Source organism: Haloferax sp. Atlit-12N (assembly GCF_003383095.1).
GTDB lineage: Archaea > Halobacteriota > Halobacteria > Halobacteriales > Haloferacaceae > Haloferax.
The window spans coordinates 175,223-198,529 of record NZ_PSYW01000001.1 but is presented as its reverse complement, the minus strand read 5'-3'; the positions used below and the strand labels follow the sequence as shown (position 1 = coordinate 198,529).

Below are 23,307 nucleotides of genomic sequence, written 5' to 3'. Positions count from 1 at the left end.
CAACAGGTAGGGGGTGCCACCCGTCTGCTCGCAACCGTCATGGGGCTTCCCCTCATCGACGGCATCTTCCCAGCGCTCATCATCGCGGGGGCGCTGACGACCGCCACGGGCGACCCCTCGGTCACGGGCATCCTCCAGACCGGCCTGCTCATCTTCGGCGGCTCCGCGACGGTCGCGGTCATCCTCGCCGAGATGGACGGCACGCGCCGCGAACAGCTCACGTCTATCCTCCTGCTCGGCGTGCTGCTCATCCCGGTCGCGGTCGCCGAGGCCGCCGTCGCGGAGACCATCGAGACGCTCCTGAACTTCGAGGTGTTCCACCGCTTCGCCGGCCTCGTCATCCTGGCCGTGGCGGCGAAGACGGCGTCCTCGAAGGTCGGTGAGTATCTCCCCTCGCCGAGCATCATCATCGGCCTCGGCCTCGTCGCGAGCTTCGAGCCCTCCGGCTTCGAACTCATCGTCACCCCCGACCCGATGCGCCTGCTCAGCGCCGGCGCAGCGGCCGGCACGGGCGTCGGCTTCGCCGGTGCCATCGCGCTGTTCGCCCCGCGGCTCCGCGGCAACGTCGACATCGACCTGTTCCGCTTCGGTAGCTCGGTCGCCCTCGGCATGCTGGCGCTCGAAGTGCTCGGCCTGATGCCGACGCAGGCCCCCGTCGCCCTCGGCGTCCTCGGCGTCACCGCGCTGTTCGCGTTCGACCCCGGCTCCGACGACGCGGACCTCGACGAGTTCGTCGACGACGCGTCCGACTCCGAATCGGCCACGCCGAACGCGAACGGCGCGGCCGCGGCCGGGCCGGTCGCAGACGGCGGCGACGACGTCGAGTCGTCAGAGGACTACGAGGCGTTGGTCGACGGAGACGCGAACGACACCGACGACGACTCCGAACCGGGGTACGGCTACCCCGGCGAAGAGGAGTCCCGCGCGCCCTGGCTGTAACCCGCCGGGCGACTTTTTCTCCCAGCCGACGAACCCCGTCGCATGCGACGGACCTTCGACGTTCGAACCGAGCGCCGGCTTCAGGTCATCGACGTGACGGACGAAGTCGCGGACGCGATACCCGCCGACTCCGACGGCGTCTGTACGGTTTTCTCGAAACACACCACCGCCGGCGTCTGTGTCAACGAGGCCGAACCCCGACTGCTCGGTGATATCGAGTCGATGCTCGCCGAGGCGGTCCCCGACGACGGCTGGGACCACGACGAACTCGACGGCAACGCCGACTCGCACCTCCGGGCACTCCTCGTCGGCAACGGCGTCTCGATACCGGTCGCGAGCGGCGACCTCGACCTCGGTCGGTGGCAGTCCGTCCTCCTCGTGGAGTGCGACGGCCCGCGCACCCGGACCGTGACGGTGGCGACGCCCTGAACCGGTCTGCGGTGCGGCCTCGCGGACGCCGAGTGCATCGAAACCGTGGGCGAGGCCGACCGCTGGCGGAGGGCTTACTTACTTCGGGACGGTTGCACGGGTATGAGCAACCGCGTCGTACAAGGACGGATGGTCACGCCCGAGACGCTCGCCGAACTCGTCGAGGGTGAGCGCCCGATGGACGCCGAGCCGATTCAGGACGCCGACTTCGACTGCCCGGAGTGCGGCGAGAACGTCATCCAGGTGGGCTACATGCCGAGCGTGACGGAGTTCGTGACGGCCTACAAGTGTCAGGAGTGCGACTGGGCCGACGACGACCGCGACGAGTAGAATCGAAACCCCTTTAAGAAAAATCGCCATACGAGAGAGTGCAGACAGCACGAATCGGGGCTGTGGCCAAGCCCGGCATGGCGACTGACTCCAGAGGCTTGGCGCCCGGGACGACACTCCAGCTGATATACTGAGCGGCCGACTGATCATCGGTCGTGTTGACGACCCTCTGGAGTTCCGAGGTGCCCACCGGAGATATCAGTCGATCGGGGGTTCAAATCCCTCCGGCCCCATTCTAACCTTAATCCTTTCGTAGGGTTTTATTTAGTAGCAGAGGCGCTGAATCGCCGGTTTAGCAAAAACCGGGAGGTGCGTTCTCCGTGAGCGATTCTCCACCAGAGTTCTTCCGCGAGAGCCACGAAACCGCCCTCACAGTAGAAATTCGAGGGTGCCCAGCGCGAACCCCGCGGCCACCGCGGCCGTCAACCGAAACGCCTGCTCGTCGGGCACGCGGAAGACGCCCGCCGCCATCACCGAGACGGACCCGCCGAAGAGGGCCCCCCGAAACACCTCGGCAACGCCCGTGACCGAGTCCGGGGGGACCAACACCCGGAGCGCGACCAACCCCGCGAATCCGAGGAGGACTAGCGCACCGTCGCGCCGGACGTCCCGCGGTTGCTTCTCCATACCCCGCAGTTGTTGTCGCTCGTTTGAAAACTATTGGCGTTCGGGTCGGAGAGAATACCACAAAGATACCAATAAACTATAGGCGCTTGGAGCGACGGCGCGGTATGGTACGGGACACAGCGCGCCGACTCGCCGAGTACCTCAGCAGGCGACTCGGCGACGGACTCCGGACGGTAGTCATCGCCGACGACGACGGGTACGAACTGGAGTATCTCCGCGACGACCTCTCGGAGCAATACACGAAAGGAACGTTGACTGAAGTCGTCTCCGACCTCCGCGTCGAGACGCCGTTTTCGACCACCGGAATCGACACCCATCCCATCGGTGAACGCCGCGCCGTCGTCCACTACTACGAGAACGCGTTCGTCCTGCAGTTTCCTTTCTCCGGGGCGGAGCGAATCATCATCAGCATCGGGACCGACGCCGGGACGGACCTCCTCCAGTTCATCGAGGACTGTCGGCGAATCGTCGACCGGAGCGGCTGAGCGTCGGCCCGTTGGTCGTCGACGGTCCGACGACCCGGGACGACCCGGGACGACCCGGGACGATGACCGCGCTGCACAACGATTTTCTCGCGCGCGCCCGACGTGAGAGTGATGGAACTCGTCTCTGTCGCCGCGCTCGCCGAGAACCGTGTCATCGGCCGCGACGGCGAACTCCCGTGGCCGAGCATCCCCGCCGACAAGGAGCAGTACCGAAACCGCATCGCCGACGACCCGGTGGTGCTCGGCCGGACGACGTTCGAGTCGATGCTCGACGACCTGCCGGGGAGCGCCCAAATCGTCATGAGCCGAAGCGAGCGGTCGTTTTCGGTCGACACGGCTCACCGCGCGGCGAGCGTCGAGGAGGCGGTCGAAATCGCGGAATCGCTGGGCGCGGAGACCGCTTACGTCATCGGCGGGGCCGCCATCTACGCGCTGTTCCAACCACACCTCGACCGGATGATGCTGAGTCGCGTTCCCGGCGAGTACGAGGGCGACACGTTCTACCCCGAGTGGGACGACGACGAGTGGGAACTCGACTCGGAGACCGACTACGAGGGCTTCACGCTCCAAGAGTGGGTCCGCGTCGCCCGCGACTGAGACCGCAGCGGCGACCCGCGGCTACTTCCGGTTCGGGGACGACCCCGTGTTGTCGGCATCGACGAGGTCCAACAGGAACGAGCGAACCGTCGCCGCCGTCTCGTCCCACGTCGGGTGCGCGAGAAAACGGTCGCGGGCGGAAAGCGAGAGCGACTGCAGTCGTCGACGGTTCCGACACAGCGGAGCCACGGCGTCGGTGATTTCGGCCGAGTCCGTCGGGTCGACGAGGAAGCCGTCCTCGCGGTGCGTGACGAGTTCGCTCGCGCCGCCGGCCGACGAGACGAGCGCCGGCAGGCCGAACCCCATCGCCTCGACCGCCGCGATGCCGAACCCCTCGTAGTGTGAGGGGAGCGCGAACAGGTGCGACTCCCGGAGCGTCGCGGCGAGGTCGGCGTCCGAAAGCCGGCCCGCGAAAGTCACGCGGTCGTCGATGCCGCGGGCGACGGCGAGGTCTGAAAGGGAGTCGGCGTAGTCGGTGTCGACCGCCGCACCGACGACCCTCAACTCCCAGTCGCCGCAGACGCGGGAGAGGCCACGGAGCAGGCCGTCGACGTTCTTCCGCGGTTCGAGGTTGCAGACCGTGACGACCCGGAGCGGCCCGTCGGTGGCTCGCGCCCGTATCTCGTCGTCGCCGAGGGGCGCGCCGAACGACGAAAAGCGGTCGCCGGCGGGGTACGCCACGACGCTCGGTTCGGGGTCGGTGACGGCCGCGACCGTCTCTTTCGTCGTCTCGCTGTTGAACACGAACGCGTCCGCGGAGCGGAGATACCGACTCTCGACGGCGCGTCTGGCGTGTCGTCGCCACGCACGGAACTGTTCCAGCGAGTTGAGGTGGTGGACGACAGAGACGACCGGGATGTCGTCGTCGAGCGCGGCGTTCGTGCCGGCGAGCGAGGGGTGACACAGTTCGTCTTGCAAGAGCACGTCCACGTCGAGGCCGCGGAGGCGACGCGCGGCGGAGACGTTGTCTCGGAGTCGCTTTCGGTACGACCGCTCGGGGAGCGAGACGACGGTCACGTCGTCGCCGGCGGCGCGGAGCCCATCGACGAGTTCTGAGTCGTAGCGATAGCCGCCCGAACGGGCGTCGAGCGGGCCGTAGACGACGATTCCGACCCGCACGTCAGAGCGGCGTCTCGTAGGTCGCGCTCGCGACGTCGTCCTCCCAGATGCGAACGGAGACGTGCTGGGGCGCCTCAAGTGACGCCGCCTCGACGAACTGTTCGCACACCTCGCGGGCGAACCGCTCGACGCTCGGGTTCTGCCCGGCGAACTCGACGAGTTCGTTCATGGTCTCGTCGCGGTAGCGAGACAGCGTCGCGTCCAGCGCGGCCTTTACGTCGTCGATATCGACGAGATAGCCGTACTCGTCGAGTTCCGGGCCCGAGAGTTCGACCTCGACGGTGAACGCGTGGGAGTGAAGCTCACCTTCCGGTCCGGGGTTCGGAACCGTCAGGTAGTGCTGGGCGATGAGGTCCCTGCGAACCGAGACGCGGTACATGAACTGTCAAGCGTTCCGGTAGGTAAAGAGGATTTGGACGGCCTCGTCGGGGGCGTCTTCGAGGAGTCGGTAGGCGCGCGCGGCGGACTCGACACCCATTCGGTGGGTCACGAGCGGGTCCAGCGGGAGGTCTTCGAGGTGGTCCCACGCCAAGGAAAAGCGGCGGTCGGCGTCCCAGCGCCCCCGGAGGTCGGGGTCGATGGTGCTGACTTGACTGCTCTCGACGCTGATGCGCGAGCGGTGGAACCGCCCGCCGAGGTCGAGGGTGGCGGGCTTGGTTCCGTACCACGACCCGACGACGACCCGGCCGTCGTACCGCGTCACCGACAGGGCGTCGTCGAGGGCGTCGGGGTCGCCCGAGAGTTCGAGCGTCAGGTCGGCCCCGTCGGCGGGCGCGTCCAGCGACTCGGGATGGACGGCCTCGTCGGCACCGAGCGCCTCGGCGATGGCCCGGCGCTCGGCCACGCAGTCGACCGCGGTCAGGCTCCCGAGCGGGAACTGCGCGAGGAGCGCGGTGGTCACGAGGCCGACGACGCCCTGTCCGAAGACGACGACGTGCTCGCCGATGAGCGGCCGTCCGTCCATCACGAAGTTGAGCGCGGTCTCCATCGTCGGCAAGAGCGCGGCGCGCTCGTCGGTCACGTCGTCGGGGATGGAGATGAGTTCCGAGGGGGACGCCAGAAATCGGCTCTCGTGGGGGTTGAACGCGAAGACGCGGCTTCCGAGCCGCGAGCCGGGCACGTCGTCGCCGACGGCCTCGATTTCGCCGACGGCGGCGTAGCCGTAGCGGAGCGGAAACGAGAGGTCGCCGTCGAGCGCCGCGATGGACTCGTCGGCGGCGAGGTCGGTCGGGGCCTCGCCGCGGTAGACGAGTCGCTCGGTGCCGGAACTCACGGCGGAGGTCAGGGTGCGGACGCGAACCTCACCGGGGCCGGGAGCGGGCACGTCGCGGTCGCGGACCTCGACGCGTTCGGGGGCCACGAAGTAGACCGCGCGACCCTCCATCGTTCAGTCGTCTGCGGTCTCGACGGCCGCGTCGGCGAACTCGACGGTCGTGCCGCGGTGGCGGCAGTCTTCGAGCGCGTGCTTGGCCGCGAAGCCGGCCTCGTGGGCGTTCGAAGCCGTGCCGACGCCGACTTTGAGTTCCACGTCCGCCTCGGCCTCGACGTGGTCGATGGCGTTACGGTACTGGTCTTCGGTGAGGTCGGGCGTGACCGAGATGATGTTGTCGCCGCCGACGAAGAACGACAGCGCACCGTGTTCCTCGCGCAGGTGGCGCATGAGCGACGCGTAGCCCTGTTCGATGTGGATGAACGTGTCGAACTCGTTGAGGCGGTCGGTGTACTTGCCCGTCGCGTCGTTCACGTCGAAGTGCGCGATTTGGAGGTCGGTGTCCGAGCGGTCGGCGTCCGCGAGGGTCTCACCGGAGAGCACCTCGCGGCGGTCGCCGTCCTGCGCGCTGCCGGCGCGCTGGATGCGGTCGGTGGCGCGTTCGAGCGCGACTGCAGGCGACCGGTCGGCGCCGATACCGAGACTGAGCGTTACGGGATAGCGGTTTCCGATAGACTCCTGCAGCAGTTCGTGGTCGTCGCGGTCGAGCCCGTTCGTGACCGCGACCATGTTGTCGAACCGGGTAAAAAACGCGTACCCGTCGCGAGAGCCGACGAACTGGGCCAAGTCGGCGAAGAGCCGCGACTGGAGCGTCTGGAGGTCCATCTCCCGCCGCGGGTCCGGAGTGACCGTCCACGGCCCGTAGTTGTCGATTTGGACGAGTGTCAGCTGCGTGTTCGTCACGGTAGACGAGTAGGGCGACGCGCATATTGGTCTTTGGTTCTGTGACGGTCCCGCCGCAACCTCGGAACCGACGCACCCGACGCTCGCAACGCTTGCGGCATGCTCACCGCCAGCGTGGACGCGCCACGCCGCGCTCGCTGACGGCGATGAGGCCCACGACGGCGAGGGTGAGAGCCCTCAGGCCGACGAATCGCGAATCGTCCGGCTGGCGACCACGTCGAGGACCGCCCACGTCAGCACCCACACGGCGAGCGCCGTGAGGACGATGGCCGTCGTCGACAACAGCGGGAGGACGACGGAGAACGTGGCCACGATGGAGTAGGTCAAAAACAGCGCGACCATCGCGGTCACGAGGCCGTACACGCCCATGGCGCTGTTGCCGGTCGCCGGCCCGCGAAGCCACCCGACCAACCGCTTCGAAGAGACACCCATACGACGACATATGTCACCAATGAACATAATGGTTCTCTCGGGCGAACGTTCAACAGCCCCGGCTCCCTACCGAGGACGATGAACTACCGAGGTGTCGTTCTCGACGTCGACGGGACCGTGGTCCGCGGTGACGAAGCGATTCCGGGCGCGCTCGACGGGCTCGCCGCCGTCGACGCCGCCGGGCTCGACCGACTGTTCGTCTCGAACAACCCGACGAAGGCCCCCGTCGCCTACGAGGCGCGGCTCCGCGGGGCCGGCATCGACGCGACCGCCGACGAGGTGGTAACCTCCGGCACGACCACCACGGCGTACCTCGCCGACCGACATCCCGGCGCGCGGACGTTCTGCGTCGGCGAGGCGGGCTTCCGCGACCAACTCCGCGACGCCGGCCTCGAACTCGTCGGCTCCACCGACGACCCCGAAGTCGTCGTCGTCGCCATCGACCGCGAGTTCCACTACGACGACCTCCGCGACGCCAACCGCGCGCTTCGCTCCGGGGCCGCCTTCTACGGCACCGACCCCGACGTCATCATCCCGACCGCCGACGGCGATATCCCCGGGTCGGGCGCGATTATCAACGCCGTCGCGGGCGTCGCCGAGCGCGACCCCGACGCGATTCTCGGCAAACCCTCGAAGGTCGCCCAGGAGTACGTCCTCGACAAGTTGGGCCTGCCGCCCGAGGAGGTGCTCATCGTCGGCGACCGCCTCGACACCGACATCGCGTTCGGCCTCGACGCGGGCATGGGGACCGCGCTCGTCCGAACCGGCGTGACCGACGACGCGGCCCTCGCGGCGAGCGAGTACGAACCCGACCACGTCCTCGACGGCCTCGGCGACATCGGTCGCATCCTCTCGAAATAGGTTACATCCTCTCGAAATAGCCGTTCTCGGCCGCGAAAGTGGTTGAGAGTCGACTTCCGAGCCGCCGATAACCCCGCCTGCACAATCATTATCGTTCTGACGCGACAACTACCGACCGGGTGATGCCCATGTCCGGAAAGAAGATTCTGCTCCTCGCCGGCGACTTCGTCGAGGACTACGAGATTATGGTACCGTTCCAGGCACTACAGATGGTGGGTCACGAGGTCCACGCGGTGTGTCCCGAAAAAGAGGACGGCGACCGGTGTAAGACCGCCGTCCACGACTTCCGCGGCGACCAGACGTATCTGGAGACCCGTGGCCACGACTTCGCGCTGAACGCGACGTTCGCCGATATCGACCCCGCGGACTACGACGCGCTCGTCGTCCCCGGCGGCCGCGCACCGGAGTATCTCCGCGGCTACGACGAAGTGCTGGACGCCGTCCGGCACTTCTTCGACGAGGGGAAGCCGGTCGCCGCAATCTGCCACGGCCCGCAGATTCTCGCCGCCGCGGGCGTCCTCGACGGCTACGAGATGACCGCCTATCCCGCCGTTCGCGCGGAAGTCGAGCGCGCGGGTTGCTCGTGGGTCGACGAGGTGACCGTCGACGGCAACCTCGTCACCGGGCAGGCGTGGCCGGACCACCCCGAGTGGCTGGCGGCGTTCCTCGACGTACTCGGCACCGAAATCAGCCACGAACCGGCCGCAGCGGCCGCGGACGACTGATTCGCCGAGCCGCTCACACGATATCGCGTGTGAGAATGTCTGACAAAGATTTTTATTAGGGGCGACGAAGGGAGTGGTATGGAAGAGCCGAACAGCCCGTACTTCCGCGAACAGGTCGACGACGTCGTCGAATCGGACCCCCAAGACCGCGAGGTTATCATCGTGGAAGGCGAGGCTATGAGTCTTCGAAGCTATAAGAAGCGCCGCTACTGACCCGGCGGGGCGTCTCCGAGTCCGCCGCGACACCCGTCGCTGGCGGCTTCGATTTCTGTGAAAAGAATGCGAGTGTGTGTCGGCGCGAGTGGCGAGCGACGCTTAGAACGCGTCGCCGACGACGGTCACGTCGGCCTGCAGCTCGTCGCGGAGCGCGTCGTGGACGTGGCAGATGTCCTCGGCGAGTTCCGTGATTTCGGCGAACTCGTCGTCCGAGAGGTCGGACTCCACGTAGACGTCGAAGCTGATGCTCGTGAGGTCGTCGCCGTCGTCGAGGTCGGCGTCGGCGTCGATCTGGACCTTACCGAGGTCGTCGAAGCCCGTCTTCTGACCGCCGACGCGGAAGGCGGGGAGGAAACAGGAGGCGTACGTCGCGACGAGCGCGGCGTTCGGGTTCGGACCCGTCTCGTCGGTGGCGTCGATCTGGAGGTCGAAGTCGCCGACCTGGCTCGTGCATGCGTACCCTTCCTCGCTGACAGTAGAGGTCTGGATGTCGGACATTCATTCCGAGGAACGGAGCGACCGACCCTAAAAGTTCCTCAATAGGACAACGGTGTGCACAAGCGACGACCCGAAACGGGTCGTCACCGAGCGAGGTGAGAGGCTATTCGAGGGTGAACGACTCGTCGCCGTCGAGGGCGTGAACCTCGGCCTGACTGCCGGCGGCTTTCACCTCGCGCTCGAAGTCGCGCACGTCGATTTCGATAGCTGGGAACGTGTTGTAGTGCATCGGGAACACGTGGTCGACGCCGAGCCAGTCGGCGGCGATAGCGCCCTGCCACGGACCCATCGTGTAGTGGTCACCGACCGGGAGCGCGGCCGCGTCGGGTTCGAAGTACGCGCCGAAAATCTCGCGCATGTCGGTCATGAGTCCCGTGTCGCCCGCGTGATAGAACGTCGTGGAGTCGGCGTCGGACTCCTGTGTCGGCAGCGTGTCGCTAATCATGTAGCCGCCGGGCATCCCGGCCTCGTGCTCGTAGCCGGTGTTGATGCCGTTGGTATGGTCGGCGCGGACCATCGTGACGAACGCGTCGCCGAGTTCGACCGTCCCGCCGATGTTCATGCCGATGGTCTCGTCGACGCCCATCTCGGCTTCGACGTAGCCGGTGAGTTCGGGCGTGCCGACGACCGTCGCGCCGTCGAACTCGCCTGCGTGGGCGATGTGGTCCGCGTGCCCGTGGGTGAGCAGGACGTAGTCGGGAGTCTCCACGTCGCTCGGGTCGAGAGACGTGGCGGGGTTGTCGAAGAACGGGTCGATGAGAAGCGAGGTGTCTCCGACCGTGACGTACCACGTCGAGTGACCGTGCCAGGTGAGTTCCATAGCACTCGGTTGTTACAGGCGAAATACACAAAAAGCTATTCGCAGGGGGCGGTGTGACCGCTTTTCGGCGGTCCCCCTCATCGGTGAGTCGCGGCGACGGCTAGGGAGACGGCACAGTCGCTCTCGTCTCGAATTCGACAGCAGAATCGGCCGCCCGAGTCCACTCGAACGAACTGTCCGGGACGGCCGATACACGTCCGTCATCCCACGGCCACAAAAGCGATGAGAATCGTGCAAGAATGTCCCACGTCACCGGGCGACCCGCGCGATGTAAAAGCCTATCACGCCCCCCGCCGACGCGTGGGGCATGCATCACGTCCGATTCCGCGACCCCGCGGGCGCAGTTCGAACCGGCGAGTGGCACGGCGATTCGGTCTCTTTCGGCGGCGAGAACTACGACCTCGACGAGGTCGACGTGCTCCCGCCGTGCGAGCCGTCGAAAATCGTCTGTATCGGCCGCAACTACGCCAAGCACGCCGAGGAGCGCGACGAGGAGGTCCCCGACCGGCCGCTTTTGTTCCTCAAGCCGCCGAACGCGGTCGCCGGCCACGGCGACACCGTGACGCTCCCCGCGGGCAAGAAGAACGTCGAACACGAGGCCGAACTCGCGGTCGTCATCGGCGAGCAGTGCCGGAACGTCGCGGCCGAGGACGCCGAAGGTGTCATCGCGGGCTACACCGTCATGAACGACGTGTCCAACCGCGACGACCAGGACATCGAGACGAACTGGGTCCGCGGGAAGGCGTTCGACGGCTCTGCCCCGCTCGGTCCGGTCCTCGCCGACCCCGACCACCTCCCCGACGACGCGAGCATCTCGTTGCGCGTGAACGGCGAGACGCGACAGGACTCCAGCATCGAACACCTCATCTTCTCGATTCCCGACCTCGTCGCTGAAATCACGTCCTACATGACGCTCGAAGCCGGCGACATCATCTCGACCGGAACGCCCGAGGGCGTCGGCCCGCTGGAAGACGGCGACCGCGTCGCGGTCGAAGTCGAGGGCGTCGGCGTCCTCGAACACGACGTGCGACAGGACTGAGCGCGACCGACATCCCGTTTTTTCATCGCCGAGTCACAACCCGGCCGTATGCGTGTCCCCCGATTGACACTCGTCGGCGTCGCGATACTCGCACTCAGCGCCGTCGCGGGCGTCGCGGCCCTCCCCCGACTTCCCTCCTCGGTTGCGATTCACTTCGGCGTCGGCGGCGACCCCGACTCTTTCGTCGCCGCCCCGCTCGGCGTGCTTCTCATCCCGGTCATCGGCCTCGGCGCGCTCCTCGTCACCCGGTTCGCCGGGGCTGCGGGAAGCGGAACCAACGTCCCGCCCGTCTTTGACTCGATACTGGCGACGTTCCTCGCGTACGTGCAGGCGCTCGTCCTCGCATACAACCTCGGGGCGCGGTTCGACATGTTCGTCGCGGTCCTCCCGGCGGTCGTCACGTTCGGCGTCGTCGCCGTCGTCCTCGACCGCGCGGGCTGAGAGGACAAACCCTATAATTAGGCTGGCCTAATTCCCGCCGAATGCGACTGACGCGACGGGACGCGCTGACCGTGCTCGCCGGTCTCGGCGTCACCGGTGGGGCCGTGTCGCTGACGCAGTTCGACCCGCCGACCGCCGATTCGACCGACGAGGCAGGTGAGTCGACTGGTGCGGACGGAGCGGACGGCGACGACACCCCGCCGACCGCGGTGCGCGAGACGATGGTCGCCGCGGCCGAGGTCGTCTACCCGAGCGCGGCCGAGGGCGTCTCGGAGTTCGTCGAGACCTACGTCGTCGGGCGCGCGAGAGACGACTCGCGGCGGACCGCGATGGTCGACGCCGCGACCGAGTTGGACGACATCGGCCGCGACTGGGAGGGTGCGGCCTTCGCCGAACTTCCCGAAGGCGACCGCGACCGCCTGCTCCGCGAACTCGGCGTCGACGCGGCCGACCCGATTCCGGACGGGACGCTCTCCGAGCGCCTCCGATTTCACGTCGTGAACGAACTGCTCTACGCCTTCTACGCCTCGCCGACCGGCGGCCGCCTCGTCGGCATCGAGAACCCTATCGGCCACCCCGGCGGGGCCGAGAGCTACCGGCGGGCGACGATGGACGACCCCGAGACGACCGACTCCGGGGGTGAGGGCGATGGATAGAATCCCCGTCGCCGACGCCGACGTGTGCATCGTCGGCGCCGGGCCCGCCGGCGGCCTCGTCGCCCACCGACTCGCCGAGTCGGGAGCGACAGTCGTCGTCCTCGAAGCCGGGCCGCGGTTCGACGGCAACAGGCGGGAGCAACTGGAACAGCACGTCCGTCCCGGCCTCGGCGGCCCGTGGGAGATGGGCGGCCCGCGGGACGCGTTTTCCTCCTCGGGCGAGTCGTTCTACCCGCTGAACGCCGCCCGCGTGAAGGGCGTCGGCGGGTCGACGCTCCACTGGCAGGGGATGGTGATGCGCCTCCACGAGCGCGACTTCGAACTCGACTCCAGACACGGCGTCGGAGCCGACTGGCCAATCGGCTACGACGACCTCCGGCCGTACTACGCCGCCGCGGAACGCGAGTTTGGCGTCGCGGGCGCGGACGACAACCCCTACGCGCCGCCGCGGGACGAGCCCTACCCGCTTCCCGCCTTCCGGCCGTCGCACTCGGATTCCATCTTCGCCGAGGCCTGCAAGCGCCTCGGCATCGACATGCACTCCGTGGGCAACGCCCGCAACTCCGAACCGTACGACGACCGGTCGCCCTGCGTCGGTTACGGGACGTGCAAGCCGGTCTGTCCCTCCGGCGCGAAGTACACCGCCGAGTCCCACGTCGAAAAGGCCGAATCCGCGGGGGCACGGGTCATCGACCGCGCGCGAGTCCGGCGACTCGAACACGACGAGGCGGGCGAGCGCGTCGTCGCCGCCGCCTACACGACCCCCGACGGCGAGACCCACAGGCAGGAGGCGACCCAGTTCGTCCTCGCCTGCGGCGGCGTCGAGAACGTCAGACTGCTGTTGCTGTCCGACTCCGACCGCTACCCCGACGGTCTCGCTAACTCCTCGGGTGCCGTCGGTCGGTACTTCATGGACCACCTGTTCGCCGGGATGGGCGGCCGCCTCGACCGCCCCACGCGACAGAACCACGTCGGCTTCAACACCAGCGAGTGCCACCAGTTCTACGACGACGCCGACCCGGTCAACGGCCTCAAACTGGAGTTTCTCAACTACGCCGGCCCGTCGCCGGTCATCGACGCCCTCCACGCCGACACGTGGGGCGACGACCTGCTCGACCAGTTGGACGAGCGCTACGGCACGCACGTGTCCATGGGCGCGCTGGTCGAACAGCTCCCCCGCGAGGACAACTACGTCGGCCTCGACCGGGAGACGACCGACGACCTCGGCGACCCCGTCCCCGAGATACACTGGTCCGTCGACGAACAGACGGAGGCCGCGCTCTCGCGGGCCAACGAGATTCAGGCGCGCGTGCTGGACGAACTCGGCGTCGAGGGCCGCTGGACCGTCGGCCCCGACGAGACCGGCCCCGCGTACCATCACATGGGGACGACGCGGATGGGCGACGACCCCGAGTCGAGCGTCGTAGACGCCGAGTGCCGCGCCCACGACCTCGACAACCTCTGGATTTCGGGGTCGAGCGTCTTCCCGACCGGCGGCGCGATGAACCCGACGCTCACCATCGCGGCGCTCTCGCTTCGACTCGCCGAGTCGCTTCGGGCCGAACTCGGGTAGCGCCCGTCGGAGTCGCGTCTCCAACCCGGCTTCCCTGCCGCCTCGTCCGATCCGGAGTACGCACGCTTAAGAACCGCGACCCGCATTTTCCGACCATGCAACCACGGGACCTCTCCGCGCACGCTCCCTACGTACCCGGCCGCGGGACAGAGGAGGTCGCCCGCGAACTCGGGATGGACCCCGAGGACCTGACGAAACTCTCCTCGAACGAGAACCCCCACGGCCCGAGTCCGAAGGCGGTCGCCGCCATCGAAGACGCCGCGCCGACCGTGAGCGTCTACCCGAAGACGGCCCACACGGACCTGACCGAACGCCTCGCCGACAAGTGGGGCCTCGAAGCCGAACAGGTGTGGGTGTCGCCCGGCGCGGACGGCTCTATCGACTACCTGACCCGCGCGATGCTCGAACCGGACGACCGGATTCTCGAACCGTCGCCCGGCTTTTCGTACTACTCGATGAGCGCCCAGTACCACCACGGCGACGCCGTCCAGTACGAGGTGTCGAAGGGCGACAACTTCGAACAGACCGCCGACCTCGTCCTCGACGCCTACGACGGCGAGCGCATGGTCTACCTCACGACGCCGCACAACCCCACCGGCTCCGTGCTCCCGCGGGACGAACTCGTCGAGCTCGCCGAGTCGGTCGAGGACCACACGCTCCTCGTCGTCGACGAGGCCTACGGCGAGTTCGCCGAGGAACCGTCGGCCATCGACCTCCTCTCGGAGTACGACAACATCGCGGTCCTGCGGACGTTCTCGAAGGCCTACGGGCTGGCCGGCCTCCGCATCGGCTACGCTTGCGTCCCCGAGGCGTGGGCCGACGCCTACGCCCGCGTGAACACGCCGTTCGCCGCCAGCGAGGTCGCCTGCCGCGCCGCGCTCGCCGCGCTCGACGACGAGGAACACGTCGAGAAATCCGTCGAGTCGGCCCGGTGGTCCCGCGAGTACCTCCGCGAACACCTCGACGCGCCGACGTGGGAAAGCGAGGGCAACTTCGTCCTCGTCGAAGTGGCCGACGCCACCGCCGTTACTGAGGCCGCCCAGCGCGAGGGCGTCATCGTCCGCGACTGTGGGAGTTTCGGCCTGCCGGAGTGCATCCGCGTCTCCTGCGGCACCGAAGCACAGACCAAGCGCGCCGTGGACGTGCTCAACCGCATCGTCTCGGAGGTGCCGCCGGCGTGAGAGTCGTCGTCACCGGCACCCCCGGCACCGGAAAGACCACCGCCACCGAGCGCGTCGCCGACGACCTCGACCTCGACGTGGTCCACCTCAACCGACTCGTGAAAGACGAAGGCCTCTGGACCGAGCGCGACGAGGAGCGCGACACGCTCGTCGTCGACCTCGACGCCGCCCGCGACGAACTCGGCGACTGGGACGGCATCGTCGAGAGCCACCTCGCACACCACTTCGAGGCCGACCGCGTGGTCGTGCTTCGCTGTCGACCCGACATCCTCGAACAGCGCCTCCTCGACCGCGGCGAAGCCGAGACGAAGGCGCGCGAGAACCGCGAGTCCGAGGCGCTGGACGTGATTCTCGGCGAGGCCGTCGAGTTCCACGGCGAGGAGTCGGTGTACGAAATCGACACGACCGAGCGCGACCCCGACGCCGTCGCCGACGACATCGCGGCGGTCGTCACGGGCGAGCGCGAACCCTCGGCGGGGACCGTCGACTTCATCGACTACCTATGACGCTCGACCAGTACCGCGACACCGCCGACAAGCTGCTCGCCCCGTTCGTCTCGGTCGCCGACGCCGCCGGCCTCTCGCCGAACGGCGTGAGCGTCGTCGCCTTCGGGTTCGCCGTCGCCGCCGGCGTCGCCTTCGGCCTCGCCGACCCGGTTTGGTACGGCCTCGGCGCGGTGTTCGTCTTCTGTAACGGCTGGCTCGACCTCGTGGACGGCGCGCTCGCCCGCGAGCAGGGGGTCTCCTCGAAGGCCGGCGACCTGCTGGACCACGTGCTCGACCGCTACGCCGACATCGTCGTCATCGTCGGTCTCGCCGCCGGTATCGACTCGTTCGCGCTGGGCCTCGCCGCCGTCACGGGCGTCCTCATGACCTCCTACCTCGGCACGCAGATTCAGGCGGTCGGGCTCGGCCGCGCCTACGGCGGTCTCGTCGGGCGTGCCGACCGACTGGCGCTCATGGGTCTCGTCGGCCTCGCGTCCGCCGTCTACACCGGCACGCTCGGCGGGTTCACGCTCGTCGGCTGGCTCCTCGTGTTCTTCGCCGTCGTCGGCCACCTCACCGCGGTCCAGCGTTTCTGGGGCGCGTGGAGCGACCTGACCTGACCTGACCGGCGTCGCCCGACTCGACAACCAGAACCGACCCGGCCGACCCCCCGAACCGGTCGCGTCTACACTCTCTTTCGATTCGTTTCGGGGGTCCGTGTTCACTCGCACGCAAGTACTCTCCCCCCAGTACCGAGTGTGGATCTTGCCCGGTGAACCAGATTTATATGATTGAGATTATCACCAGTTACCATCTTCAAATGATTCTGAATTACACCATACAACGCCTGAATAGGCTACGATTCCAGCGTCGGCTTCGGTTATGTTCAGTTTTGAATCTGGAGCGTGTCCGGCCGTGACGCGCTCGGAAGACGGCGGCCTCAACGTGGGGCCCGACCCGAAACGCCCCGGGAGGACCGACGCCGCGGGCGACGACGCGATGGTCGCCAACGCGAAGGGCGCGCTGGACGTGGTGCGCGAGATTTCGAGCACCGTCGACGGTCAACTCGACGGGATATCCCGCCGGACCGAGACGCAGGCCGACGACGCGGCGGCGGCCGTCGACGACGTGTCGGACCTCTCGGCGACCGTCGAGGAGATAGCGGCGACCGCGACCGAGGTCAGCGACCGGTCGGAGCGGGCCGCCGAACGGGCCGCCGAGGGCCGGTCGTCGGCGCGCGAGGCCATCGAGGTGATGGAGGACGTTCGCGCCGTCAGCACCGCGGTGGCCGACGAAGTCGAGGCGTTCCGCGCGCGCGTCGACAGCGTCGCCGACGCGCTGGCCGGCATCGACGACATCGCCGCGCAGACGAACCTGCTCGCGCTCAACGCCTCCATCGAGGCCGCCCGCGCGGGCGAGGAGGGCGACGGCTTCGCTGTCGTCGCCGACGAGGTGAAGACGCTCGCCGAGGAGGCGGACGAAATCGACGCCGTGCTCGGGACGGTCCGCGAGGAGACCGACGAGACGGTCGACCACCTCGAAGCCGTCGTTTCGGAGATCGACCGCGGGACCGAGCAGGTCGAAGAGACCATGCAGAGCCTCGACGCCGTCACCGAGGCCGTCGAGGAGACGGCGAACGGGACGAAGTCAGTCTCCGAAGCGACCGACCAGCAGGCCAAGACGACCGAGGCGGTCGCGGCGCGCATCGAGCGCGTCGCCGAGGGCGCAGACCACATCGAAGACGACGTGGAGACGATTCGCGGGGCGCGCGCGGAGCAGACGACGATGCTCCGAGAAATCAGCGGCGCGCTCGACTCCGCGTCGCAGTCGCGGTCCGAGCGAATCGCGGACACAGAGCGAATCCCGACTGGCGTCGACGGACTCGACGACCTCTGCGGCGGCGGGTTCGCCGTCGGCAGTCGCGCCGTCGTCCAACACGACGGGGAGGTGGCGGTCGACGGGCTCGTCGCGCAACTGGCCGCCGCGGCGCTCGACGCGGGGTACGCCGTGTCGATTACGCCGCCGTCCTCGCTCGACCGACGGACGCTCGCGGCTGCTCTCGACGCGGTCGGCCTCTCGTTCGCGGACGCGCTTGACGGCGACCGGCTGTTCGTCCTCGACGCGTTCGGCGAGTGGCGGACGGAGTACAACGTGTTCGACCTCGACCGCAGACCCTTGGACGCGGTCAACCGGACGACCGCCGAGCGGCGCTCCGACCGACTGTTCGTCATCGGCAACATCGCGGGCGAAATCGCCGTCATGGGCGAGTCGGCCGCACGGGAGGCCCGCTACGCGAACGACGACGGCGTCCTCGGCGACGACGACACCGTCCTCAACGTCGTCGACGGGTCGTCCGTCGAAGCGCAGTTCGGCGCGTTCTACACGGGCGCGGCGGACTACGTCCTCAGGGCGTCCCGCGACGGCGCGGCACAGCGCGTCGAACTCACGACCGCACCGGCCGGCGTCTCCGAGGCGACCCGCCGACTCCGAACCCGGGACCGACCGCCGTACGCGACGCTCGTCGAGTGATGTTCGTCCTCGACGCGGCGGGGGCCGTGGCACGCGCGAGCGACGGGTTCGCGGCGCACCTCGGCGCGGACGCCGCGACGCTCCGTGGGCGTCCGCTCTCTGACTTCGTCGTCGCCGAGGACTGGCCGGACGTCCGCGCCGCGCTCGACGCCACGCGAGCGGTGGACGTGTGGGAGAGCCATCAGTGTCGCTGTCGGCTCTCGGGCGTCGATGGCAGGGCGGCGATGGGAGGCGACGACGTTCTCGTCGAGTTCACCCCGTATCCCGGACGCGACGACGACACCGACAGCGACGACACCGGCGCGGGACGGGTCGCCGGGGGGGTCTGCCGCGAACCGTCGGAGCCGGCGGCCGCGCGACTGCACACCGAGCGGGACCGTTTCGACCACCTGTTCGACCTCGTCGACGACGCGGTCATCGAGTTCGAAATCGTCGGCGTCGAACCGATTATCCGGTCGGTCAATCCGGGGTTCGAGGCCGTCTTCGGCTACGACGCGGCCGAGGTGCGCGGCGAGTCGCTCAACGACTTCATCGTCCCGCCGAACGCCGACGACGAGGCGGTCGACTTCGACCAGCGGACCGCCGACGGCAAGGCCAATCACGCTATCGTCACCCGCCAGACCGCGTGGGGGAGACGGGAGTTCCTCTACCGCGGTATCCCCTACAGCCGCGGCGACGGGAGGCAGTACGGTTTTTCCATCTACTCAGACATCACCGGTCAGCGCCGGGCCAGAGAGCACTTACAGGTGCTTCAGCGCGTCCTCAGACACAACCTCCGAAACGAGATGAACGTCGTCCTCGGCATGGCCGAGGAGATACGCGAGGCGACGGCCGACCCGAGCGTCGACCACGCGGCCGGGCGCATCGCCGTGCACACCGAGAAACTCCTGCGGGTCAGCGAGAAGGCCCGAACCGCGGCCGCCGTCCTCGACGACCAGCGGCCCGACGAGGTGGTCGATGCGACCGAGACGGTCCGCGCCGTCGTCGAGCCGCGGCGCACCCGATTCCCCGCGGCGACGTTCGACCTCGACCTCCCGCCGTCGCTTCCGGTCTCAGTCGGGCCGAAACTCGCGCAGGCGCTCGCCAACGTCGTGGAGAACGCGCTCGAACACACGCCCGAGGACGTGACGGTCCGCATCGAGGCGAAGCGGTGCGAGAACGACGCGACACTCCGCGTCAGCGACGACGGCGACGGCATCCCCGAAATCGAGTGGGCGGCCGTCTTCGGCGACGAGGACATCACGCAACTCAGCCACGGCTCCGGGCTGGGGCTGTGGGTCGTCAAGTGGGTGGTCGAATCCGCGGGCGGGCGGGTCGACTACGACCGACGCGACGGGTGGAGCACCGTCCAACTGACGCTTCCGCTGGCGGACGGGAGTCGGTAGCGACCGGTTCGTCCCCAAAAGTAATTTAGTCTGACACGAAGAACAGCGATTAGTGCCCTCCATTGTTCCGTCGCCGGCAGAGGCGACGCTGTTTTTCGTTCCGGTCGTCGTCCTCGTCGCCACGTCGCTTTGGGTGTCGCAGAACGCCGCCGCCCGCGGTCACGGGTTCCCGAACCTCCTCGGGGCGCTCGTCGCCTTCGTTCCGGTCGGACTGGTCGCGTACCTGCTGTTGTTCGTCAGCGGAACGTCGAGACGCCGACCGCCGTCGAGGACCGAGCGTGCCGCACTCGCCGTGATGCTCGCCGGTGTCACCTCGTACGTCGCCGGCGCGTTCACGCTCCCGCCCGACCCGTTCACGCAGGGGCTCGGGCTTATCGTCGCGTTCGCCGCGGCGCTCCCCGTCTCGTACCTCGTCGTTTACCGACGGGGACACCGGGTCGTCACGGACCCGCTCCGACAGCAGGTTCGGCAGCGTCTCGGACGCCAGTAAGGCGGAGGGGCCGCGTTCCGGGCCCGGTTCCATCACGACCCTGCCCCGAGCGATTCGGTGGCCGGTGGCGTGCCTTTTATACGCGGCGGGCGGGTACGTGAGTGTATGCCTCAGTGCGAGATGTGCGGCTCCGACCAAGCCTCTCTGAAGACTGTGAAGGTCGAAGGCGCAGAACTGCAGCTGTGTGACGACTGCGCCGAGTTCGGCACGGAGGTCCGCACCGAGTCGACTTCCAGCGCGAGCACGAAGTACTCCACGTCCTCCTCGTCGGGCTCGAACTCCTCTCGCTCCTCGGGGTCGTCTTCTTCCTCGTCGTCGAAGCGGCGCCGCCGCGACATGTTCGACGACATGGACGAAATCGCGACCGACTACGACGACCGCATCCGGCAGGCGCGGGAGTCCCGCGGAATGAGCCAAGAAGAGCTCGCCCAGTCGCTCAACGAGAAGGCGAGCCTCATCCGCAAGCTCGAACGCGGCGACATCATGCCGCCGGACTCGGTCCGGAAGAAAATCGAGCGCAAGCTCGACATCTCGCTGGTCGAAGGCGAGAGCGACGACGACTCCGAGTGGTCCGGTGGCGGCTCCACGACGACCACCCTCGGCGACGTGGTCAAGCGTAAGGACTGACGCGGCCCGTCCCCCGCGACCGACGACGCCGATTCCGACGCCGATGCCGACGACCCGTCGCGGGGACCGCGCGACCGAATCCTCCGTTCCGTTTATCACGATTTTCCGCCCGCGAGACGCCGTCTCGTGGCAATCGCGGCCCCGAAAACCAATTTATTAGTCTCGCCGGACCCGACTTCGACTGTGTTCATCCTAGTCAATCTCAAGGCGTACCCGTGTGACCCGATCGAAGTCGCCACCGCCGCGCGCGACGTGGCCGAGGAGTCCGGCGTCCGCATCGCCGTCTCCCCGCAGGCGGCCGACATCTCCCGCGTCGCCGACACCGGCGTCGAGACGTGGGCCCAGCACGTCGACCCGAACGGTCACGGCAGCCACACCGGCAGCACCCTCGCCGAGGCCGTCGCCGAGGCCGGCGCGGTCGGCACGCTCATCAACCACTCCGAAAAGCGCCTGAAGCTCGCCGACATCGACGGCTCCGTACAGGCCGCCGAGCGAGCGGACCTCGAAACCTGCGTCTGCGCCAACAACCCCGCCCAAATCGGCGCGGTCTCCGCGCTCGGCCCCGACTCGGTCGCCGTCGAGCCGCCGGAACTCATCGGCGGCGACGTCTCCGTCGCGACGGCCGACCCCGGCATCGTCACCGACGCCGTCGACGCCGCGGCCAACGTCGACGACGACGTTGATGTCTACTGCGGCGCGGGCATCTCGACCGGCGACGACGTGGTGACCGCCGAGGAACTCGGCGCGTCCGGCATCCTGCTCGCCTCCGGCGTCGCCAAAGCCGACGACCCGCGCGCGGCGCTCGAAGACCTCGTCTCCGGACTGTAAGCGCGTCGAAAAAAACCGCTCTGACTCCGGCCGACGGCCCGCGTCTCGCGTCTACTCGCCGTCGGCTTCTTCTTCGACGAACGACGCCTCGATAGCCGCGACCGTCTCCCGGAGTTCGTCGTCGCCCAAGAGGTCCGCGTACTCGTCGCTCACGAGGTCCGGCAGCGCGTACTCGTACTTCCCGCGGCCGGCGTGACGGATGAAGCCCGCCCGGCGGAGCGACCGGTTCCGCCCGTAGGCGAGATGCTGGTCGCCTGTCTCGCCCGCGGCGACGTGGGCGGCGAGCGGGTCGGAGATGCCGCGCTCCCGGTAGTGCGCGAGCATTCCGTGGTGCACGTCTCCTAGCGCGTTCACGATGGCCGTCATGCGGTCGACCACGTCGCGACGGCTCTCGGCACCCGGCGCGGGATGGAGTTCCGCCGGCTCGAAGTCGCCCATCTCGGCGGCCGCCATCCACGACTCGTCGTCGGCCGGTGGGGCCGCAGCGCCCGCGCCGCCCGCGCCGCCCGCGCCGTTGGCCTCCGCCTCGTCGCCCTCGGAGAGCAGTCCGTGCGTCGGCCACGGCGGGCCCGACGGCGCTTCGAGCGGTCGCCGAGGCGGTGTGTCGCCGGCGTTATCGGTCGTATCGCCGGCATCTGCGGCGGCGTCGGCCGCCGCGTCCGCCACGTCGCCGTCGGTGGCCTCGTTGTACTCGCCGAGCGCGGCCTGCTTTTCCGTGGGTCGGTTGAGATTACGGCCGTCGCCGCCGCGGTAGGGCGCTTCCGCCTTCTGGAACATCGCCTGCGCGAACTGGTCGGCCATCCGAGAGAGGTCGCGTGCCTCCTCTAACTCGCGTTCGAGCTGTCGAATCCGCGCGTCCTTCTTGTCTATCTCCTGTCTGAGGTCGGCGATGCGGCTCTCCTGTCTGGCCTTCTCGTCGGAAATCTCCTTGAGGTCCGAGACGAGGTCGCCGTCGACGGACTTCAGGTCCGGACGCTCGAAGTCGTCGAGACCGGGCGTCGCGCCCGCGTCGAACGTCTGTTTCTTGTGGAACTGTACGCGCCGAATTGACTCGGACCAATCGGTGACGAGGAAACCCTCGCCGTTGCCCATGTCCTCGATGGCGTCGGCGTACTCCGAGCCGAGGATTCGCCCGACGACCTTGGTGTCGTTGCGCCACGTAAGGCGGTGCCAGACGAGCCAGTCGCACTGGGTGATGAAGTCCTTTTTTACGTCGGCGGGGCGCTGGGAGATGCCGACGACGCCGAGGCCGTGTTTGCGGCCGCGCTTTCCGATTTTGATGAGCATCTTGCCCGCCTCGTCCATCCCGCCCTTCTCGGGGATGTACTCGTGGCACTCCTCGATGAGCATCAAAAACGGCTTCTTGAGCTTCTTTTCCTTCGCAAAGAGGTGTTTTGCGACCTCCGTCACCAGTTCGTCGGAGGCCGCGTCGTCGAGGTAGCCGGACACGTCGAGGATGATAGGGACGTTCTGTTCGAGCGCGAGCGTGGCGAGACGTTCCGCGTGCTCGGGGCTCACCTGAATGTCGCACTCGTCGTCGGCCCCGGCGTGGAGCAGTTCGAACTCCTGTTTGAGGCCGTAGTACTCGCCGTCCGTGTCGACGATGAGCACCGGGAAGTTCGCCGACAGCAGGTTCTCGATGATGACCGACGCCGTGTTCGACTTGCCCGACCCGGACTTGCCCGTGACGAACCCCCGGCCGGTGAGGATATCGACCACCGGTAGGTCGACCGTCGTCCCCGGTTCTTCGATTCCCTCTCCCCCTGGACCGTCGCTGATCTCGGCGACCGAGATGGTTTCCGTGTCCGAATCCGTCATCCGG

At 68.1% G+C, this 23,307-nt stretch carries 29 protein-coding genes and 1 tRNA gene; 21 read left to right on the top strand and 9 right to left on the bottom strand.

The features are described from left to right. Nucleotides 1-39 precede the first annotated feature (39 nt). From C5B90_RS01050 to C5B90_RS01035, 4 genes are all read left to right on the top strand, one after another. The gene (locus C5B90_RS01050) at nt 40-939 is read left to right on the top strand and encodes a DUF5794 domain-containing protein (protein ID WP_115878383.1); all 900 of its coding nucleotides are present in this window, start codon (nt 40-42) and stop codon (nt 937-939) included. A gap of 42 nt (nt 940-981) precedes the next feature. Next, nucleotides 982-1,368, top strand: a complete 387-nt coding sequence (locus tag C5B90_RS01045; RefSeq protein ID WP_058827104.1) for a secondary thiamine-phosphate synthase enzyme YjbQ — start codon at nt 982-984, stop codon at nt 1,366-1,368. 102 nt (nt 1,369-1,470) lie between these two features. Further along, a complete protein-coding gene (locus tag C5B90_RS01040) occupies nt 1,471-1,698 on the top strand; it encodes a DUF5795 family protein (protein ID WP_013035372.1) in 228 nt (75 codons plus the stop codon). A 56-nt stretch (nt 1,699-1,754) separates the two neighbouring features. Then, nucleotides 1,755-1,931: transfer RNA gene (locus tag C5B90_RS01035), tRNA-Trp, on the top strand. 136 nt (nt 1,932-2,067) lie between these two features. Here C5B90_RS01035 and C5B90_RS01030 read toward each other — a convergent pair. Beyond that, a complete protein-coding gene (locus C5B90_RS01030; protein WP_115878382.1) occupies nt 2,068-2,325 on the bottom strand; it encodes a hypothetical protein in 258 nt (85 codons plus the stop codon). Between the two features lie 104 nt (nt 2,326-2,429). Here C5B90_RS01030 and C5B90_RS01025 point away from each other — a divergent pair, with 104 nt between their 5' ends. Both C5B90_RS01025 and hdrA read left to right on the top strand, forming a co-directional pair. Next, on the top strand, nt 2,430-2,810 hold the full coding sequence (locus C5B90_RS01025; RefSeq protein ID WP_115878380.1) for a hypothetical protein: 381 nt from the start codon (nt 2,430-2,432) through the stop codon (nt 2,808-2,810). 111 nt (nt 2,811-2,921) lie between these two features. Then, a complete protein-coding gene (hdrA, locus tag C5B90_RS01020) occupies nt 2,922-3,407 on the top strand; it encodes a dihydrofolate reductase HdrA (protein WP_115878378.1) in 486 nt (161 codons plus the stop codon). Between the two features lie 21 nt (nt 3,408-3,428). On the opposite strand, the gene C5B90_RS01015 is transcribed toward hdrA, so the two are convergent. The 5 genes from C5B90_RS01015 to C5B90_RS00995 all read right to left on the bottom strand — a co-directional run bounded on the left by C5B90_RS01015 (nt 3,429) and on the right by C5B90_RS00995 (nt 7,131). Further along, nucleotides 3,429-4,526: a glycosyltransferase family 4 protein gene (locus C5B90_RS01015; RefSeq protein WP_115878376.1), complete on the bottom strand. Its 1,098-nt coding sequence runs from the start codon at nt 4,524-4,526 to the stop codon at nt 3,429-3,431. A 1-nt stretch (nt 4,527) separates the two neighbouring features. Continuing rightward, complete coding sequence (locus C5B90_RS01010; protein WP_115878374.1) at nt 4,528-4,905, bottom strand: 6-carboxytetrahydropterin synthase; 378 nt, start codon at nt 4,903-4,905, stop codon at nt 4,528-4,530. Between the two features lie 6 nt (nt 4,906-4,911). After that, nucleotides 4,912-5,910 (bottom strand): zinc-binding dehydrogenase, encoded by a 999-nt coding sequence (locus tag C5B90_RS01005; protein ID WP_115878372.1) that lies wholly within the window; start codon nt 5,908-5,910, stop codon nt 4,912-4,914. A gap of 3 nt (nt 5,911-5,913) precedes the next feature. Further along, nucleotides 5,914-6,699 carry a GTP cyclohydrolase III gene (locus tag C5B90_RS01000; RefSeq protein WP_115878370.1) on the bottom strand — a complete coding sequence of 262 codons (786 nt, stop codon included), beginning with the start codon at nt 6,697-6,699 and terminating at the stop codon, nt 5,914-5,916. A 177-nt stretch (nt 6,700-6,876) separates the two neighbouring features. Next, on the bottom strand, nt 6,877-7,131 hold the full coding sequence (locus C5B90_RS00995) for a hypothetical protein (RefSeq protein ID WP_042663789.1): 255 nt from the start codon (nt 7,129-7,131) through the stop codon (nt 6,877-6,879). A gap of 78 nt (nt 7,132-7,209) precedes the next feature. Between C5B90_RS00995 and C5B90_RS00990 the strand changes: the two genes are divergently transcribed. The 3 genes from C5B90_RS00990 to C5B90_RS21170 all read left to right on the top strand — a co-directional run bounded on the left by C5B90_RS00990 (nt 7,210) and on the right by C5B90_RS21170 (nt 8,930). Next, nucleotides 7,210-7,992 (top strand): HAD-IIA family hydrolase, encoded by a 783-nt coding sequence (locus tag C5B90_RS00990; RefSeq protein ID WP_115878368.1) that lies wholly within the window; start codon nt 7,210-7,212, stop codon nt 7,990-7,992. Nucleotides 7,993-8,120: 128 nt separating this feature from the next. Then, a complete protein-coding gene (locus tag C5B90_RS00985; protein ID WP_004063616.1) occupies nt 8,121-8,717 on the top strand; it encodes a DJ-1/PfpI family protein in 597 nt (198 codons plus the stop codon). 78 nt (nt 8,718-8,795) lie between these two features. Further along, nucleotides 8,796-8,930: a hypothetical protein gene (locus tag C5B90_RS21170; RefSeq protein ID WP_004968055.1), complete on the top strand. Its 135-nt coding sequence runs from the start codon at nt 8,796-8,798 to the stop codon at nt 8,928-8,930. Nucleotides 8,931-9,032: 102 nt separating this feature from the next. Here C5B90_RS21170 and C5B90_RS00980 read toward each other — a convergent pair whose 3' ends face one another. Beyond that, nucleotides 9,033-9,431, bottom strand: coding sequence for an OsmC family protein (locus tag C5B90_RS00980; protein ID WP_042663791.1), 399 nt, complete (start codon nt 9,429-9,431; stop codon nt 9,033-9,035). 103 nt (nt 9,432-9,534) lie between these two features. Next, the gene (locus C5B90_RS00975; RefSeq protein WP_058567354.1) at nt 9,535-10,251 is read right to left on the bottom strand and encodes a metal-dependent hydrolase; all 717 of its coding nucleotides are present in this window, start codon (nt 10,249-10,251) and stop codon (nt 9,535-9,537) included. 307 nt (nt 10,252-10,558) lie between these two features. Between C5B90_RS00975 and C5B90_RS00970 the strand changes: the two genes are divergently transcribed. The 12 genes from C5B90_RS00970 to tpiA all read left to right on the top strand — a co-directional run bounded on the left by C5B90_RS00970 (nt 10,559) and on the right by tpiA (nt 21,485). Beyond that, nucleotides 10,559-11,290 (top strand): fumarylacetoacetate hydrolase family protein, encoded by a 732-nt coding sequence (locus C5B90_RS00970; protein ID WP_115878366.1) that lies wholly within the window; start codon nt 10,559-10,561, stop codon nt 11,288-11,290. 48 nt (nt 11,291-11,338) lie between these two features. After that, nucleotides 11,339-11,731 (top strand): DUF1648 domain-containing protein, encoded by a 393-nt coding sequence (locus tag C5B90_RS00965; protein ID WP_115878364.1) that lies wholly within the window; start codon nt 11,339-11,341, stop codon nt 11,729-11,731. Between the two features lie 41 nt (nt 11,732-11,772). After that, nucleotides 11,773-12,387 carry a gluconate 2-dehydrogenase subunit 3 family protein gene (locus tag C5B90_RS00960; RefSeq protein ID WP_115878362.1) on the top strand — a complete coding sequence of 205 codons (615 nt, stop codon included), beginning with the start codon at nt 11,773-11,775 and terminating at the stop codon, nt 12,385-12,387. After that, nucleotides 12,380-13,960, top strand: a complete 1,581-nt coding sequence (locus tag C5B90_RS00955; protein ID WP_115878360.1) for a GMC family oxidoreductase — start codon at nt 12,380-12,382, stop codon at nt 13,958-13,960. Before C5B90_RS00960 ends, C5B90_RS00955 begins: the two co-directional genes overlap by 8 nt. 95 nt (nt 13,961-14,055) lie before the next feature. Then, entirely contained in the window at nt 14,056-15,141 is a 1,086-nt protein-coding gene (gene hisC, locus C5B90_RS00950; RefSeq protein WP_115878358.1) for a histidinol-phosphate transaminase, read from the top strand. Further along, the gene (locus C5B90_RS00945) at nt 15,138-15,647 is read left to right on the top strand and encodes an adenylate kinase family protein (protein ID WP_115878356.1); all 510 of its coding nucleotides are present in this window, start codon (nt 15,138-15,140) and stop codon (nt 15,645-15,647) included. The genes hisC and C5B90_RS00945 overlap by 4 nt, the downstream gene beginning before the upstream one ends. Then, the gene (locus tag C5B90_RS00940) at nt 15,644-16,246 is read left to right on the top strand and encodes a CDP-alcohol phosphatidyltransferase family protein (RefSeq protein ID WP_115878354.1); all 603 of its coding nucleotides are present in this window, start codon (nt 15,644-15,646) and stop codon (nt 16,244-16,246) included. The genes C5B90_RS00945 and C5B90_RS00940 overlap by 4 nt, the downstream gene beginning before the upstream one ends. 295 nt (nt 16,247-16,541) lie before the next feature. Next, nucleotides 16,542-18,155, top strand: a complete 1,614-nt coding sequence (locus C5B90_RS00935; RefSeq protein ID WP_115878352.1) for a methyl-accepting chemotaxis protein — start codon at nt 16,542-16,544, stop codon at nt 18,153-18,155. Next, nucleotides 18,155-19,540, top strand: coding sequence for an ATP-binding protein (locus C5B90_RS00930; protein ID WP_115878350.1), 1,386 nt, complete (start codon nt 18,155-18,157; stop codon nt 19,538-19,540). The genes C5B90_RS00935 and C5B90_RS00930 overlap by 1 nt, the downstream gene beginning before the upstream one ends. Nucleotides 19,541-19,592: 52 nt before the next feature. Next, on the top strand, nt 19,593-20,030 hold the full coding sequence (locus tag C5B90_RS00925; RefSeq protein ID WP_115878348.1) for a hypothetical protein: 438 nt from the start codon (nt 19,593-19,595) through the stop codon (nt 20,028-20,030). 105 nt (nt 20,031-20,135) lie between these two features. After that, nucleotides 20,136-20,657: a multiprotein bridging factor aMBF1 gene (locus C5B90_RS00920; protein WP_081909201.1), complete on the top strand. Its 522-nt coding sequence runs from the start codon at nt 20,136-20,138 to the stop codon at nt 20,655-20,657. Between the two features lie 183 nt (nt 20,658-20,840). Next, nucleotides 20,841-21,485, top strand: a complete 645-nt coding sequence (gene tpiA / locus C5B90_RS00915; RefSeq protein WP_004977244.1) for a triose-phosphate isomerase — start codon at nt 20,841-20,843, stop codon at nt 21,483-21,485. A gap of 51 nt (nt 21,486-21,536) precedes the next feature. Here the strand turns inward: tpiA and C5B90_RS00910 are convergent, their stop codons facing one another. After that, nucleotides 21,537-23,303 carry an ATP-binding protein gene (locus C5B90_RS00910; RefSeq protein WP_115878346.1) on the bottom strand — a complete coding sequence of 589 codons (1,767 nt, stop codon included), beginning with the start codon at nt 23,301-23,303 and terminating at the stop codon, nt 21,537-21,539. Between the last annotated feature and the right edge of the window lie 4 nt (nt 23,304-23,307).

Excerpts from the sequence above, each read along its gene's own strand:
- C5B90_RS01050 (WP_115878383.1), top strand. The coding sequence starts at position 40 with ATGGGGCTTCCCCTCATCGACGGCATCTTCCCAGCGCTCATCATCGCG.
- C5B90_RS01045 (WP_058827104.1), top strand. The coding sequence starts at position 982 with ATGCGACGGACCTTCGACGTTCGAACCGAGCGCCGGCTTCAGGTCATC.
- C5B90_RS01040 (WP_013035372.1), top strand. The coding sequence starts at position 1,471 with ATGAGCAACCGCGTCGTACAAGGACGGATGGTCACGCCCGAGACGCTC.
- C5B90_RS01030 (WP_115878382.1), bottom strand. The coding sequence starts at position 2,325 with ATGGAGAAGCAACCGCGGGACGTCCGGCGCGACGGTGCGCTAGTCCTC.
- C5B90_RS01025 (WP_115878380.1), top strand. The coding sequence starts at position 2,430 with ATGGTACGGGACACAGCGCGCCGACTCGCCGAGTACCTCAGCAGGCGA.
- hdrA (WP_115878378.1), top strand. The coding sequence starts at position 2,922 with ATGGAACTCGTCTCTGTCGCCGCGCTCGCCGAGAACCGTGTCATCGGC.
- C5B90_RS01010 (WP_115878374.1), bottom strand. The coding sequence starts at position 4,905 with ATGTACCGCGTCTCGGTTCGCAGGGACCTCATCGCCCAGCACTACCTG.
- C5B90_RS01005 (WP_115878372.1), bottom strand. The coding sequence starts at position 5,910 with ATGGAGGGTCGCGCGGTCTACTTCGTGGCCCCCGAACGCGTCGAGGTC.
- C5B90_RS00995 (WP_042663789.1), bottom strand. The coding sequence starts at position 7,131 with ATGGGTGTCTCTTCGAAGCGGTTGGTCGGGTGGCTTCGCGGGCCGGCG.
- C5B90_RS00990 (WP_115878368.1), top strand. The coding sequence starts at position 7,210 with ATGAACTACCGAGGTGTCGTTCTCGACGTCGACGGGACCGTGGTCCGC.
- C5B90_RS00985 (WP_004063616.1), top strand. The coding sequence starts at position 8,121 with ATGTCCGGAAAGAAGATTCTGCTCCTCGCCGGCGACTTCGTCGAGGAC.
- C5B90_RS21170 (WP_004968055.1), top strand. The coding sequence starts at position 8,796 with ATGGAAGAGCCGAACAGCCCGTACTTCCGCGAACAGGTCGACGACGTC.
- C5B90_RS00980 (WP_042663791.1), bottom strand. The coding sequence starts at position 9,431 with ATGTCCGACATCCAGACCTCTACTGTCAGCGAGGAAGGGTACGCATGC.
- C5B90_RS00975 (WP_058567354.1), bottom strand. The coding sequence starts at position 10,251 with ATGGAACTCACCTGGCACGGTCACTCGACGTGGTACGTCACGGTCGGA.
- C5B90_RS00970 (WP_115878366.1), top strand. The coding sequence starts at position 10,559 with ATGCATCACGTCCGATTCCGCGACCCCGCGGGCGCAGTTCGAACCGGC.
- C5B90_RS00965 (WP_115878364.1), top strand. The coding sequence starts at position 11,339 with ATGCGTGTCCCCCGATTGACACTCGTCGGCGTCGCGATACTCGCACTC.
- C5B90_RS00960 (WP_115878362.1), top strand. The coding sequence starts at position 11,773 with ATGCGACTGACGCGACGGGACGCGCTGACCGTGCTCGCCGGTCTCGGC.
- C5B90_RS00955 (WP_115878360.1), top strand. The coding sequence starts at position 12,380 with ATGGATAGAATCCCCGTCGCCGACGCCGACGTGTGCATCGTCGGCGCC.
- hisC (WP_115878358.1), top strand. The coding sequence starts at position 14,056 with ATGCAACCACGGGACCTCTCCGCGCACGCTCCCTACGTACCCGGCCGC.
- C5B90_RS00940 (WP_115878354.1), top strand. The coding sequence starts at position 15,644 with ATGACGCTCGACCAGTACCGCGACACCGCCGACAAGCTGCTCGCCCCG.
- C5B90_RS00930 (WP_115878350.1), top strand. The coding sequence starts at position 18,155 with ATGTTCGTCCTCGACGCGGCGGGGGCCGTGGCACGCGCGAGCGACGGG.
- C5B90_RS00920 (WP_081909201.1), top strand. The coding sequence starts at position 20,136 with ATGCCTCAGTGCGAGATGTGCGGCTCCGACCAAGCCTCTCTGAAGACT.
- C5B90_RS00910 (WP_115878346.1), bottom strand. The coding sequence starts at position 23,303 with ATGACGGATTCGGACACGGAAACCATCTCGGTCGCCGAGATCAGCGAC.